We start from the raw sequence: 14,197 nt of genomic DNA, 5'->3' as shown, positions 1-14,197 counted from the left end.
GTGAACCTCAGCGAAGCCCCAGCCGGCGGGCCAGCCGGCTCAGGTTTGCGCGGTCCAGGCCCAGTTCGCGGGCCGCTGCCGCCCAATTATCCTGGTGCCGTTGCAGGCAGGCTTCGATCACTTGGCGCTGGTAGAGGTCGACCGCTTCGCGCAGGCCGCCTTCAGGCAATGGTGCCAGTTGGGCAGGGGCTGTGGGGGAGGGCGGGGCGTCTGGTGTTGCGAGCCCCGCCCGCAGGTCCAGGTCGACGGCTTCAAGCGTGAGAATGCGTGGCCGGTCGGGGTGCTGGCCCAGTGCTTTTAGGGCCGAGCGGCCGATCAGGTGTTCCAGTTCGCGCACATTGCCTGGCCACTCATAGGCCAGTAGCGCGGCCTGGGCTTCGCTACTCAGGCGCAGGCTGTTCAGGCCCAGGCGTGAACGGTTCTGTTCGAGGAAGTAGCCAGCTAATAACAATACATCTCGCCCACGTTCGCGTAAGGGCGGTACGTGCAACGGGTACACGCTGAGGCGGTGATAGAAGTCGGCGCGGAAGTTGCCATTGCGTACTTCTGCGGCCAGGTCACGGTTGGTGGCGGCGATCAGGCGCACGTCCACACGGTGCTCGCGGTCCGAGCCCAGGCGTTGCAGTTGGCCGCTTTGCAGCACACGCAACAGTTTGGCTTGCACCGTTAGCGGCAGTTCGCCCACTTCGTCGAGGAATAACGTGCCGCCGTTGGCCAGCTCGAACTTGCCCCGGCGCTCGCCGTGCGCGCCAGTGAAGGCACCGCGTACATGGCCGAAGAGTTCGCTTTCCACCAAGGTATCGGGCAGGGCGGCGCAGTTGAGGCTGACCAGTGGCTTGTCGGCCCGGTTGCTGGCCTGGTGCAGCGCCTGGGCCACCAGTTCCTTGCCAACGCCCGTTTCGCCAGTGATCAGAACAGTCAGGTCGCTGCCCCCGACCAGGCGGATTTCCTCCACCAAGCGCTTATGCGCAGGGCTCTGGCCAATCAGCTCTTTATCCTGGCCGCTGGCTTGGCGGTAGATTTCCGCCCGCAGGTGTTCGTCTTCGGCGCGCAGGGCCAGGTGCTCAATGCGTTCGGCCACGGTAACGGTAGCGGCGGCCAGGCTGGCGAAGGCTTGCAGGGCATCCAGCTCCAGGCTCTGGAACTGCCCGGGGGTGAGGGCATCGAGGGTGACCAGGCCCCAGGGGCGCTCATCAACCATCAACGGGCAACCCATGCAGTCGTGCACTTGCAGGTCGGCATCGGGGGCGTTGACCAGGCCATCGTAAGGGTCGGGCAGTTCGGAGTCGCTGGCGAAACGAGTGGGCTCCGGGCGGCTGAGCAGTATCTGGAAGCGCGGGTGCTCGCTGACCCGGAAGCGCCGGCCCAAGGTGTCAGGGCTCAGGCCATCCACCGCCAGCGGCACCAGCCATTCACCATCCAGGCGCAGCAGTGCGGCGGCATCGCACGGCAGTAGCCCGCGCATGGCTTGCAGCAAGCGGCGGTAGCGCTCCTGGTCGGGCAAGTCGCGGGAGAGGTCGCTGACCAGGGGCAGCAGGGTGGTGAGCAAGGGCTTTGCGGTCATAAAGACTCCTATGGGTCGATATGACTATACGACGAGGTGGGTCGTTTTGACATGATTGGCGTCAACCCCCTGATTTTACTGGCGATAAAAGTTGGCACGATTGCTGAAATACCCAAGGCAGTCATTTGAAGCCACAGGCTCAGGAGTTGTCGCAATGCTCAATGCCGAACAACGTGCAATCATCAAGGCCACTGTACCCCTGCTGGAAAGCGGCGGCGAAGCGCTGACCACCCACTTTTACAAGATGATGCTCAGCGAGTACCCCGAGGTACGCCCACTGTTCAACCAGGCACACCAAGCCAGTGGCGACCAGCCTCGTGCGTTGGCCAACGGCGTGCTGATGTATGCGCGCCACATTGACCAACTGGAGCAGCTGGGGGGGCTGGTAGGGCAGATCATCAACAAGCACGTTGCCTTGCAGATTCTGCCGGAGCACTACCCGATCGTCGGCAGCTGCCTGCTGCGCGCCATCGAGGAAGTACTGGGTAAGGAAATCGCTACCCCTGCGGTGATCGATGCCTGGGGCGCGGCCTATGGCCAGCTGGCCGACATCCTGATTGGCGCTGAAGAAAGCCTCTATAAACAGAAGGAAGAAGCCGAGGGCGGCTGGCGTGGTACCCGCGAATTCCGCCTGGTACGCCGCGAGCAGGAAAGCAGCGAGATCGTTTCGTTCTACTTTGCCCCGGTGGATGGTAAACCGGTGCTCAAGGCCGAGCCTGGCCAGTACATCGGCCTGAAGCTGGGCATCGACGGTGCCGAGCAGCGCCGCAACTACTCGCTGTCGGCGCTGTGCGATGGCAGGGAGTACCGCATCAGCGTCAAGCGCGAGGTGGGCGGCAAGGTGTCCAACTACCTGCACGATGAGCTGGTGGTGGGCGATACCTTGCAACTGTTCCCGCCAGCGGGCGACTTCACCCTGGCGGCCAGTGACAAGCCGCTGGTGCTGATAAGCGGGGGCGTGGGTATTACCCCGACGCTGGCCATGTTGCAGGCGGCGCTGCAAACCCAGCGCGAGGTGCATTTCATTCACTGTGCGCGTAACGGCGCGGTGCATGCCTTCCGTGAATGGGTCGATGGCCTGGCGGCGCGTCATCCGCAGCTCAAGCGCTTTTACTGCTATGCCGAGCCGGAGGGGGGCGCTGCGGCTGATGCCGTCGGCCTGCTGAATGAGGACCTGCTGGCCGAGTGGTTGCCGCAGGCGCGAGATGTGGATGCCTACTTCCTTGGGCCCAAGGGCTTCATGGCGACGGTGAAGCGCCAATTGAAGGGGCTGGGTGTGCCCGAGCAGCAGAGCCGCTACGAGTTCTTCGGGCCGGCGGCTGCCCTGGAGTGATGTAGCGCCTGTACCAGCCTCTTCGCGGGCTTGCCCGCGAAAAGGCCGGTACAGGCAGTACACCTTCCTGCCTATATATAAGGAAAGATGAAACCGGGCTCGCCGCTTTCATCATTAATCCTCCGTTAATCACGGTATCCTTCACTCCCGGGTGTCGAGGGGCTTGCCCCTGCGCGGTACCCGGGCAGCCGCTTTTTTGCCGCCCGGCGTTGAACCGACGTCGTTGCGGTCGGTCTCAGCCTCACCGGATAGCCCCGCGCAGTGCTACCGCGCCGCTCCCTCGGCATGCTCACAGGCCATGCCCAGCGTGTAGACTTGCGCCCAGGCAGGCGGACCACGCTGCCACTATCCATCGAAGGAACCGGCAATGAACGAACAAACATCGCGCCTGAATCGGGAACGGCGCTTTCTGGTGCTGTTGGGCCTGATCTGCCTCTCGCTGATCGGCGGCGCCCTCTATATGCAAGTGGTACTGGGCGAGGCGCCGTGCCCGCTGTGCATCCTGCAGCGTTACGCGTTGCTGTTCATTGCCGTGTTCGCGTTCATCGCTGCCGCGATGCCCGGGCGCCGTAGCCTGACCTTCTTCGAGGTGCTGGTGGTGCTCAGTGCCATTGGCGGAATCATTGCGGCGGGCAACCATGTGTATATACTCGCCAACCCCATGGTCAGTTGTGGCATCGACACCCTGCAACCGATCGTGGACGACCTGCCACTGGCCAAGCTCTGGCCGCTGGCGTTCCAGGTCGACGGCTTCTGCAGCACGCCGTACCCGCCGATCCTCGGCCTGTCGTTGGCGCAATGGGCGCTGGTAGCGTTCGTGCTGACCGCCATTCTGGTTCCGCTCGGTATCTACCGCAACCGACGCCAGGCTTAGACAAAAGTCCCGAATTGCATGGGGGCTTTTACGCCGCATGAGAAGAGGGAAAAGTTGCTCGCCGCTTGACCTGGATCAATCCCGAAGCCTTGCAGAATGCGGCTTTGAGGCCTGGCAAGCGGGGTGCGACAAACTGTCGCGAAGTTGAATTATTGAACGTTATTGTTGCGGATTCTGTAAAAGACTGTTGCTCAATAAGTCATAGTCAAGGGTTGGCGACCTCACTACAATCGCCCCCAATTTCCGTTCGGCACTGCTTGCGAGTCGCAGGATTGAAGGAAGCCCCAGCGCTCCTTTTTGCTGACTTCGTCAAGTTTCGCCCAACGGCGATACCGGGCGGACCCCCCTCCGCGTTTTCCCGCACCAAATGGACTTGGTCTGAAGTACAGGCCTGTTGCCTACGAAACCATAAGCACCGCTAACACGCTCGAAGCCAAGGTCCTGCAGTCGGACCCCAGGCAGGAGCGAGTACGGGCGCGAAATGCCTCACTTGGCAGGACGAAGTGTTGGCTACCAAAACACAAATTGCATTGAAGCAAGCTGATCTAGAGGTCGTGAGATGAGTAAAAAGCGTTACCCCAGACTGTTTGGCATATTGCCCTTTTTAGGCATGCTTTTACTCAGTGGGTGCAACTGGACCCTGCTCGACCCGAAGGGCCAGGTCGGCATTGAGCAAAAGAACCTGATCCTGATCGCTACCGGCCTGATGCTGCTGGTGGTAATCCCTGTCATCATCATGACCCTGGCGTTCGCCTGGAAGTACCGTGCTTCCAACAAGGCAGCCACCTACACCCCTGACTGGTCGCACTCGACCAAGATCGAGGCCGCGGTGTGGATCATCCCGATCCTGATCATCATCGCCCTGGGTTACGTCACCTACCACTCCACCCACAAGCTGGACCCATACCGTCCACTGGATTCCGATGTGAAGCCGGTGCAGATCGACGTGGTCGCGCTGGACTGGAAGTGGCTGTTCATCTACCCGGAGCAGGGCATTGCCACGGTCAACAAGATCGTCTTCCCGGCTAACACCCCGGTCAACTTCCGCGTCACTTCCGACGCCGTGATGAACTCGTTCTTCATCCCGGGCCTGGGCGGCCAGATCTACGCCATGGCCGGCATGACCACCAAGCTGCACCTCATCGCCAACGAAAACGGCGAGTTCGACGGTATCAGCGCCAACTATAGCGGTGCTGGCTTCACCGGCATGAAATTCAAGGCTACTGCCACCTCCCAGGAAGACTTCGACAAGTGGGTCGCCGAGGTCAAGCAGTCGCCGAAGAAGCTGGACAAGGCCGAATACGACGCCTTGGCCAAACCAAGCGAAAACAACCCAGTCGCGCTGTACAGCGAGGCTTCGCCTGAGCAGTTCCAGCTGATCGTCGACAAGTACGAAGGCATGAACCGCGGTCGTAGCCACGAAGAAGCAGGCAGCAAAGACCTGGCCACAACCAAGGGTGTGGAATCGAGTATGCAACCAGCTGCCGGTGCAGAGGAGTAAGAGATGTTCGGTAAACTAAGCCTGGAGGCGATACCCTATCACGAGCCGATAGTCATGGTGACGCTTGCCATGATCGCGCTCGGCGGTATCGCTGTCGTCGGTCTTATCACCTATTTCCGCAAGTGGACCTACTTGTGGAGCGAGTGGCTGACTACTGTCGACCACAAAAAGATCGGCGTGATGTACATCATCGTCGCGATGATCATGCTGCTGCGCGGCTTTGCCGACGCCATCATGATGCGTACCCAGCTGGCTGCCGCAACCGGTGGCTCCGAAGGCTACCTGCCGCCTGAACACTATGACCAGATCTTCACCGCTCACGGTGTGATCATGATCATCTTCATGGCGATGCCGTTCTTCACCGGCCTGATGAACCTGGCGGTTCCTCTGCAGATCGGTGCACGTGACGTTGCCTTCCCGTTCCTGAACTCCCTGAGCTTCTACCTGCTGCTGGCAGGCGTGCTGCTGGTCAACATCTCGCTGGGCGTTGGTGAATTCGCCAAGACCGGCTGGGTTGCCTATCCGCCGCTCGCGGGCATTCAGTACAGCCCTGGGGTGGGCGTTGACTACTACATCTGGGCGCTACAGCTATCCGGATTGGGTACGACGCTTACCGGCGTGAACTTCCTCGTCACCGTGATGAAGATGCGCGCACCTGGCATGAAACTGATGGACATGCCGATCTTCACCTGGACCTGCACCTGGGCCAACGTACTGATCGTTGCTTCGTTCCCGATCCTGACTGCTGCACTCGCGCTGCTGACTGTTGACCGTTATCTGGACTTCCACATTTTCACCAACGAGCTTGGTGGGAACCCGATGATGTACGTCAACCTGTTCTGGGCGTGGGGTCACCCTGAGGTTTACATCCTGATCCTGCCGGCCTTCGGCGTGTTCTCGGAAGTGACTTCGACGTTCTCTGGCAAACGCCTGTTCGGCCACCACTCGATGATCTACGCATCGGGCGCGATCGCCATCCTGGGCTTTGCGGTATGGCTGCACCACTTCTTCACCATGGGTGCCGGCGCCAGCGTCAACACCTTCTTCGGCCTGGCGACGATGCTGATCTCCATTCCGACCGGTGTGAAGCTGTTCAACTGGCTGTTCACCATGTACCAAGGCCGTGTGCGCTTCACCGCACCGATGCTCTGGACCCTGGGCTTCATGGTCACCTTCTCCATCGGTGGCATGACCGGCGTACTGCTGGCCGTTCCAGGTGCTGACTTCGTCCTGCACAACAGCCTGTTCGTAATTGCGCACTTCCACAACGTGATCATCGGTGGCGCGGTATTCGGCTACATCGCCGGCTTCGCCTTCTGGTTCCCGAAAGCCTTCGGCTTCACCCTGAACGAGAAGTGGGGCAAAGCTGCCTTCTGGTTCTGGCTGTCGGGCTTCTACGTTGCGTTCATGCCGCTGTACGCCCTGGGCTTCATGGGCATGACCCGTCGTCTGAACCACTCCGACAACCCACTGTGGGAACCCTACCTGTACGTAGCCGTTGTCGGCGCCGTGCTGATCCTGTTCGGTATCGCTTGCCAGCTGATCCAGCTGTACGTATCGGTTCGCGACCGCAACCAGAACCTGGACGTGACCGGCGACCCATGGGGCGGCCGTACTCTGGAATGGTCCACTTCGTCGCCACCTCCGTTCTACAACTTCGCTCACATGCCTGAGCAGGTTGGCCTGGACGCATGGCACGAAACCAAGGAAAGCGGCAAGGCTTACAAGCCAGCGACCAAGTTCGACGCTATCCACATGCCGAGCAACACCTCCACCGGTTTGTTCATGGGCCTGTTCCTGACCGTCTTCGGCTTTGCCTTCATCTGGCACATCTGGTGGCTGGTTGGCGCAAGCCTGGTTGCAACCATCGCTGTCTTCGTTCGCCACGCTGCCCGTGACGACCAGGGCTACATGGTTCCAGCCGAAGAAGTGGCGCGCATCGAAGGCGAGCGTATGAAAGCGCTGGCCAAAGCAGGTGCTCTGCCTGCCGGCGCACGTGTCGAATCGTTTGAGCGGGTGTAATCAATGTCCAGTCAAGTAATGCACGGCGGCGCTGCTCATGGTCACGACCATGGGCATGACGACCACCACCACGACTCGGGCCAGATGACCGTACTGGGCTTCTGGCTGTACCTGATGACCGACTGCATCCTGTTTGCGTCGCTCTTCGCTACCTACGCGGTGCTGTCCGGCAGTTTTGCCGGCGGCCCGTCGGGTCATGACATCTTCCAGCTCGATTTCGTAGCTGTTGAAACGCTGTTCCTGCTGCTGTCCTCGATCACCTTCGGCTTCGCCATGCTGAAGATGTTCGATGGCAAGAAAGCAGGCGTACTGGGCTGGTTGGCTGTGACCTTCCTGTTCGGTGCAGGCTTCATCGCGATGGAAATCTATGAATTCCATCACCTGATCAGCGAAGGCTTCGGCCCGCAGCGCAGTGGCTTCCTGTCGGGCTTCTTCGCCCTGGTAGGTACCCACGGCCTGCACGTGACTGCTGGTCTGATCTGGATGGCAATCATGATGTACCAGATCAACAAGCACGGCATCACGCCGACCGCCAAGACCCGCATGAGCTGCCTGAGCCTGTTCTGGCACTTCCTGGACGTGGTCTGGATCTGCGTATTCACCGTCGTTTACCTGCTGGGAGTTCTGTAATGGCTAACGCACACGACACTCATCACGAAGGTAATCACGGCAGCGTCAAGTCGTACATGATCGGCTTTGTACTGTCGATCATCCTGACCGCGATCCCGTTCGGCCTGGCCATGACCGCCAGCCTGCCGAAGAACCTGACCGTTCTGATCATTGTTGCCATGGCCGTGATCCAGGTAGTTGTTCACCTGGTTTACTTCCTGCACATGGACCGCTCGAAAGAGCAACGCAACAACGTATCGACGTTCCTGTTCACCACCCTGGTGATCGCTCTGCTTGTCGGCCTGTCGCTGTGGATCATGTTCAGCATCCACTTCGAAATGTTGGCCAAGTGAGGTAAGACTGCATGTCCGTTAAGCACTTTATCCAAATCACCAAACCGGGGATCATTTTCGGTAACGTGCTTTCCGTGGCAGGCGGTTTCTTCCTTGCCTCGAAGGGCCATGTGGATTTCGCCCTGTTCCTGGCGGTGGTGATCGGTACTTCGCTGGTGGTGGCGTCCGGATGCGTGTTCAACAACTGCATCGACCGTGACATTGACCACAAGATGGAGCGCACCAAGAACCGCGTCATGGTGCAGGGCGGCATGTCGCTGCCCCTCGCGCTGATCTACGCCACCCTGCTAGGGGTGGCGGGTTTCAGCCTGCTGTATGTCCAGGCCAACCCGCTGTCGGCGTTCTGTGCGCTGATCGGCTTCATCGTCTACGTCGGTTTCTACAGCCTGTGGCTGAAGCGTAAATCGGTGCACGGCACCTTGGTCGGCAGCCTGTCTGGTGCCATGCCTCCGGTGATCGGCTACTGCGCCGTGAGCAACAGCTTCGACCTGGCTGCAGTGACCCTGCTGGTGATGTTCAGCCTGTGGCAGATGCCGCACAGCTTTGCCATCGCCATCTTCCGCTTCAAGGATTACAGCGCTGCCAACATTCCGGTCCTGCCGGTGGCACGTGGCGTCCTGGCGGCGAAGAAGCAGATCGTGCTGTACGTGCTGGCCTTCGTGCTCGCCACCTTGATGCTTACCCTCGGCGGTTACGCCGGCCTCGGCTACCTGGCCGTGGCAGCTGCCATGGGCCTTTACTGGCTGTACATGGCATGGGGCGGCTACAAAGCCGAGGACGACAGCAAGTGGGCCCGTAAAGTGTTCGGCTTCTCCATCCTCACTGTCACCGCTCTGAGCGTGATGATGGGTGTGGACAGCCAGACTGCTGCGGACGTGCTGATGACCTACGCACGCTGAAACTGCTGCCTGTTTCACGAAAACCCCGGCCATTGTGCCGGGTTTTTTTTATGGGTGTTTTTCCTGTGCCCGAGAAGGGCCGGTTATGAAAACATAAAATTCAAATTTTCAAAAAATACATCTGAAAAAATATAACAAAACAGGAAATTATCCTTTACAGACATCCTGTTTCGGCACTATCTTCTGATCCAGGCCGCCACATCGGCCAACGTCGCTCGGACGGTTCCGGGCGCTTACGTATTCAGAGGAAGCCATGGCCAACCCAGGTTCGCCGCGCCGCTTTGCGCGCATCGATCGTCTCCCCCCTTACGTCTTCAACATCACTGCCGAACTCAAGATGGCTGCCCGCCGCCGTGGCGAGGACATCATCGACCTGAGCATGGGCAACCCCGATGGCGCCACCCCGCCGCACATCGTCGAGAAACTGGTGCAGGTTGCCCAGCGTGAAGACACCCACGGCTACTCCACCTCTCGCGGTATCCCGCGCCTGCGCCGGGCCATTTCCAACTGGTACAAGGAACGCTACGAGGTCGACATCGACCCGGAAAGCGAAGCCATCGTCACCATCGGCTCCAAAGAGGGCCTGGCGCACCTGATGCTGGCCACCCTCGACCAGGGCGACACGGTACTGGTGCCCAACCCCAGCTACCCGATCCATATCTACGGTGCGGTCATTGCCGGTGCCCAGGTGCGTTCGGTGCCGCTGGTGCCGGGTGTGGACTTCTTCAACGAGCTGGAACGGGCGATTCGCGAGTCGATCCCCAAGCCGAAGATGATGATCCTCGGTTTCCCGTCCAACCCTACTGCCCAGTGCGTGGAGCTGGACTTCTTCGAGCGCGTGGTGGCGTTGGCCAAGCAGTACAACGTGCTGGTGGTGCACGACCTGGCCTACGCCGACATCGTCTACGATGGCTGGAAAGCCCCCTCGATCATGCAGGTGCCCGGCGCCAAGGACATTGCGGTGGAGTTCTTCACCCTGTCCAAGAGCTACAACATGGCGGGCTGGCGGATTGGCTTCATGGTCGGTAACCCCGAGCTGGTCAGTGCCCTGGCGCGGATCAAGAGCTACCACGACTACGGCACCTTCACGCCGTTGCAGGTTGCGGCCATTGCTGCGCTGGAAGGCGACCAGCAGTGCGTGCGCGACATTGCAGAGCAGTATCGCCAGCGCCGCAACCTGCTGGTGAAGGGGTTGCACGAGATGGGCTGGATGGTCGAGAACCCCAAGGCGTCGATGTATGTGTGGGCCAAGATCCCGGAGCAGTATGCACACCTGGGGTCGCTGGAGTTTTCCAAGAAGCTGTTGGCCGAGGCCAAGGTATGCGTGTCGCCGGGGATCGGCTTTGGTGATTATGGTGATGACCATGTGCGCTTTGCCCTGATCGAGAACCAGGACCGTATTCGCCAAGCCATTCGCGGGATCCGGCAGATGTTCCGCGCTGACGGGTTGAGCAACAAGTAAGCATCAGGGGGCCGCGTTGCGGCCCCCATTGCTATTCAGGTGAGCGCTTTCCGCCTGTATTCCATCGTTCTGCCTACCTATCTTCAGCACTCATTTCTCACCACAGAGATCCACAAATGAGTGTCTTCACCGCCTATTTCTGCGGCACCGGCTCCCACCGCTTCGACGACGCCAACCCCAACTTCTGGAACGGCGAACTGGTATCGACCCTGGCCAGCAACGACCAGGGCCGCGAATTCGCGCACTGGATAGCCGTCGACGGTCCCGGTAGTGGCAACCTTCAGGACGACAACCTGTTCGTCGAGCCCGGAGGTTATTTCAACTGGACTGGCCAACTGTTCGGCCGCGGCTGGGAAGAGAACGTCAACCATGTGCTGCAGGTGATCAAAGGCGAAAGCAGCTGGCACCGCACCAAATTGAGCGAGGAAGAGTACGAGCGGCTGAAGAACGCCGGTGTACCTGTTCCGGATGCTTCTTCCACGGCCTCCTGGTTCTGGCGTACCTACGATTACGGTGACCGTCATCCGACTCCGCAGGAACTGCAAGAGCGCATCATCAGCATGTTTCGCAAACCACGCATTCCGACCCAGGTGAACCTGGTGGGCTGGAGCCGGGGCGGTATCAGCTGCCACATGTTGGCCAACGCCATGGCACAAGACCCGGTACTGCGGGACATACCGGTGAACATCTTTGCAATCGACCCTGTGCCCGGCGTGGGCAATGTGCAAGCCGAACGCATCACGCTGGCGGCAAACGTGCGTGAATATGTCGGCTTCTATTCGCGTGATGAGCGTTCCAAAGGCTTTGCCTGCGTGATCCCGTCAGTGGCCAGTGGTACGCAGATCTGCATTTATCCGATGCCGGGGCGTCATGCCACGCTGGTAGGCAACGCGTCGGTCGATGGTGCGAGCGGCGGCGAGGTGCTCAAGGAACCCGGGCTGGTCGTTCGTCATTTTGCCGAAGTCTGCCTTGCCCGCTGGGGTGTTGAGCTGGGCAAGCGACTGGCCTTGAGCGATAGGCAGCTCATGGAGTATCACCGGGCTATGAGCGCTGCTGAAAGGCAGTACCACGCCATGCGCAGCGAGTCTTACACGGTGCTGACCGAGGGTGAGCGAGATAATCGGTTGGTGCATTGCGGCGAGGTTTGTACGCACTTCAGCAAGGTGTGCGGTGATGACTATGACCCGACCGAAGGCCTGGCGTTGACGCGTTGGGACGCGACTACCTACAAGGCGCTGCGGTAGCGGATGCGGGCGGCCGGATCAGCGGCAAAATATTTTGCATGGCCCCTCTATCCAGCCGCCCCGGGTTCGAATGAAAATGGCGCCGCGGGCCAGCCCCGATAACAACAACCTTCCCTCCGTGGCATCATGTCTGAATATAACCCTTGCCTTGACTGCGGCGCCTGCTGCGGGTACTTCCGTGTGTCCTTCTTCTGGGGCGAATGCCAGTCTGCCGGGGGCCTTGTGCCAGACGACCTGGTGGTGCAGATCAACCCCACCCGCGTTGCCATGATCGGCACCGACGCCAAGCCATGCCGCTGCGTCAGCCTTGAGGGCGAGATCGGTAAAGAGGTGGCTTGTACCATTTATGCCAACCGTTCCAGTCCTTGTCGCGAGTTCGAGGCGTCGTGGGAGGGTGGGGTGCACAACCCCAGCTGTGACGATGCGCGGGCGGCGTATGGGCTGCCGCCGCTGACCCCGCCGGGGGCCAATGAGCCGCATTGGCCGGATGATGGGGCTGAGGTGGCCTGATTGCACTGGGTTAGGCTGATGGCCTTATCGCGGGCAATTCCGCTCTTACAGGTATTGCGCCGCAACCTGTAAGAGCGGCCTTGTGTCGCGATGGGCCGCAACGCAGCCCCGGGATGCCCGAACTCTGCGCTTGACGTTAAACTGTCATCTCCCCAGCAATGGACAGGAGATCCGGCGTGACCCCACCCCGCAGTTTCCCCAGTGACCTCTGCCTCGACAGCCCGCGTCTGCACTTGCGCCCCATGCGCCATGCCGATGCCGCGCAATGGCTGGCGATCATGGCCGACCCCGAGGTCATGCGTTATTGGCACCATGCCCCCTGGCAAGACCTGGCCGAAGCCGAAAGTGCCCTGGCCGCCGACCGCGAAGCCTATGCCAATGGTGACCAGCTCAAGCTCGGCATGTACCGCCGCGACAATGGCGAACTCATCGGCATGGTCCAGTTGTTCAACATCGACGATGTCTCCCGCCGTGGCGAGATTGGCTATTGCCTGGCCAGCGCGGTGCAGGGCAGGGGTTATATGGACGAGGCATTGACCTGCTTCATCGACTACCTGGCCCACACCCTGCACATGCGCCGCCTTGAAGGCGAAATCGACCCGCGCAACCAGGGCTCGGCACGCACCCTGGAGCGTCAGGGCTTCGTGCTCGAAGGCACACTGCGAGCGCGCTGGTGCGTGGCCGGCGAGTTGTCCGACTCGGGTCTCTACGGCCTGCTGCTGGAGCCGCCTGTTGCATAGTCTTGCGGCGAATTTCGCGGTAACCCTGCGCGGGACTCGCTGAGGGTTTGGAGGCGGGGCAGGGCCTGGGTTAAGGTCGTAGGCTGTCCCGTTTCCACCAGGTGTGTCCCTTGCCCGTTTTCTACCTGAGCATCAGCTTGCTGCTGTATTTGCTCGCCCTGTTCTTCGATGGCGTGCTGATGAGCGGCAACCATCACATGCCGGCCCTGCAGATGTTGCTGTACGGGCCTTGGGGCGTGCCATTCGGATTGTATCAGTGGTTTGCCAATCCGCTGTTGGCCTTGGCGATTCTTGCCCATCGACGTTTCCGCCGGCTGGCCCTGCTTTTCGGCCTTGGCGCGCTTTACCTGGCGGCCAGTAGTTTCGGCATCGAGCGCTTGCCAGATAACCAGAGCTACGAGTTCCACGACTTTGCAGGTTTTGGCGCTGGTTTTTACCTGTGGCTGGTTGCGATGCTGGTGTTCTGCCTGGGCCAGGCATGGCATTGCTGGAAGGCACGCAGCACCGACGACATGCCGGGTTGGACCTGGCTTGATGTTGCGCTGATCGCCGCATTGGGTGTGGCAATGTATTCGGCAACGCAGATGCCATCGTTGCACTTCGAACCGGCCAACGTACTGATGCCGCCAGAGCAGCCGCAGACGCTTTGATCTCAAGGAGGGTGTTACACATGACCAAGCATTACCTCACGGGCCTGGCACTGACTTGCGTGGTGCCGCTGGCAGTGGCGGACGACTACACGGCGGCCTACGGGCAGTGCATGGACAAGGCTTCCAGCACCGTGGCCATGAGCGCGTGCATCCAGGCTGAAACGCAGGTGCAGGACCAGCGTTTGAACCGGGTGTACAAGCAGTTGATGGGCAAGCTGGAGGCCGGGCAGCAGAAAAGCTTGCGCGATGTGCAGCGCAAGTGGATGGCCTACCGCGATGGCAATTGCCAGTTCCATGTGCAGGCCAGTGGCGGGACCCTGGCGCAGTTGGAAGGTGGGACATGTGTAATGGACATGACCCGTGACCGGGCAGCGGAGCTGGAACGGGTGCTCAGCCCTGGGCAGTGATGTTGCCTGTACCGCCTTCTTCGCGGGCT

At 60.5% G+C, this 14,197-nt stretch carries 14 protein-coding genes; 13 read left to right on the top strand and 1 reads right to left on the bottom strand.

Going from position 1 to position 14,197, the window contains the following annotated elements; translation table 11 throughout:
* Positions 1 to 7 precede the first annotated feature (7 nt).
* Positions 8 to 1,564, bottom strand: a complete 1,557-nt coding sequence (gene norR / locus D8767_RS24790) for a nitric oxide reductase transcriptional regulator NorR (RefSeq protein WP_016713241.1) — start codon at positions 1,562 to 1,564, stop codon at positions 8 to 10.
* Between the two features lie 154 nt (positions 1,565 to 1,718).
* On the opposite strand from norR, the gene hmpA reads away from it, so the two are divergent.
* From hmpA to D8767_RS24720, 13 genes are all read left to right on the top strand, one after another.
* Positions 1,719 to 2,897 carry an NO-inducible flavohemoprotein gene (hmpA, locus tag D8767_RS24785; RefSeq protein ID WP_016713240.1) on the top strand — a complete coding sequence of 393 codons (1,179 nt, stop codon included), beginning with the start codon at positions 1,719 to 1,721 and terminating at the stop codon, positions 2,895 to 2,897.
* Positions 2,898 to 3,264: 367 nt separating this feature from the next.
* Positions 3,265 to 3,771, top strand: coding sequence for a disulfide bond formation protein B (locus tag D8767_RS24780; protein WP_016713239.1), 507 nt, complete (start codon positions 3,265 to 3,267; stop codon positions 3,769 to 3,771).
* A gap of 559 nt (positions 3,772 to 4,330) precedes the next feature.
* Positions 4,331 to 5,272 (top strand): ubiquinol oxidase subunit II, encoded by a 942-nt coding sequence (gene cyoA, locus D8767_RS24770; protein ID WP_012270558.1) that lies wholly within the window; start codon positions 4,331 to 4,333, stop codon positions 5,270 to 5,272.
* Positions 5,273 to 5,275: 3 nt separating this feature from the next.
* Positions 5,276 to 7,294 (top strand): cytochrome o ubiquinol oxidase subunit I, encoded by a 2,019-nt coding sequence (gene cyoB, locus D8767_RS24765; protein WP_016713238.1) that lies wholly within the window; start codon positions 5,276 to 5,278, stop codon positions 7,292 to 7,294.
* Positions 7,295 to 7,297: 3 nt separating this feature from the next.
* On the top strand, positions 7,298 to 7,924 hold the full coding sequence (gene cyoC, locus D8767_RS24760; RefSeq protein WP_012051225.1) for a cytochrome o ubiquinol oxidase subunit III: 627 nt from the start codon (positions 7,298 to 7,300) through the stop codon (positions 7,922 to 7,924).
* The gene (gene cyoD / locus D8767_RS24755) at positions 7,924 to 8,256 is read left to right on the top strand and encodes a cytochrome o ubiquinol oxidase subunit IV (RefSeq protein ID WP_003248599.1); all 333 of its coding nucleotides are present in this window, start codon (positions 7,924 to 7,926) and stop codon (positions 8,254 to 8,256) included. Before cyoC ends, cyoD begins: the two co-directional genes overlap by 1 nt.
* Positions 8,257 to 8,267: 11 nt before the next feature.
* Positions 8,268 to 9,155, top strand: a complete 888-nt coding sequence (gene cyoE, locus D8767_RS24750) for a heme o synthase (protein WP_012270561.1) — start codon at positions 8,268 to 8,270, stop codon at positions 9,153 to 9,155.
* A 253-nt stretch (positions 9,156 to 9,408) separates the two neighbouring features.
* The gene (alaC, locus tag D8767_RS24745; protein WP_016713237.1) at positions 9,409 to 10,617 is read left to right on the top strand and encodes an alanine transaminase; all 1,209 of its coding nucleotides are present in this window, start codon (positions 9,409 to 9,411) and stop codon (positions 10,615 to 10,617) included.
* Between the two features lie 116 nt (positions 10,618 to 10,733).
* Positions 10,734 to 11,861: a hypothetical protein gene (locus tag D8767_RS24740; RefSeq protein ID WP_016713236.1), complete on the top strand. Its 1,128-nt coding sequence runs from the start codon at positions 10,734 to 10,736 to the stop codon at positions 11,859 to 11,861.
* Between the two features lie 126 nt (positions 11,862 to 11,987).
* Positions 11,988 to 12,371, top strand: a complete 384-nt coding sequence (locus D8767_RS24735; RefSeq protein WP_025753817.1) for a YkgJ family cysteine cluster protein — start codon at positions 11,988 to 11,990, stop codon at positions 12,369 to 12,371.
* 176 nt (positions 12,372 to 12,547) lie between these two features.
* A complete protein-coding gene (locus D8767_RS24730; protein WP_016713234.1) occupies positions 12,548 to 13,111 on the top strand; it encodes a GNAT family N-acetyltransferase in 564 nt (187 codons plus the stop codon).
* 110 nt (positions 13,112 to 13,221) lie between these two features.
* Positions 13,222 to 13,761 (top strand): hypothetical protein, encoded by a 540-nt coding sequence (locus D8767_RS24725; protein WP_016713233.1) that lies wholly within the window; start codon positions 13,222 to 13,224, stop codon positions 13,759 to 13,761.
* Between the two features lie 20 nt (positions 13,762 to 13,781).
* Positions 13,782 to 14,168 (top strand): lysozyme inhibitor LprI family protein, encoded by a 387-nt coding sequence (locus tag D8767_RS24720; RefSeq protein ID WP_016713232.1) that lies wholly within the window; start codon positions 13,782 to 13,784, stop codon positions 14,166 to 14,168.
* Positions 14,169 to 14,197: the final 29 nt, after the last annotated feature.

The organism is Pseudomonas sp. LTGT-11-2Z, assembly GCF_003691445.1.
Lineage (GTDB): Bacteria > Pseudomonadota > Gammaproteobacteria > Pseudomonadales > Pseudomonadaceae > Aquipseudomonas > Aquipseudomonas monteilii.
This window is presented reverse-complemented; position numbering and strand designations above follow the sequence as displayed.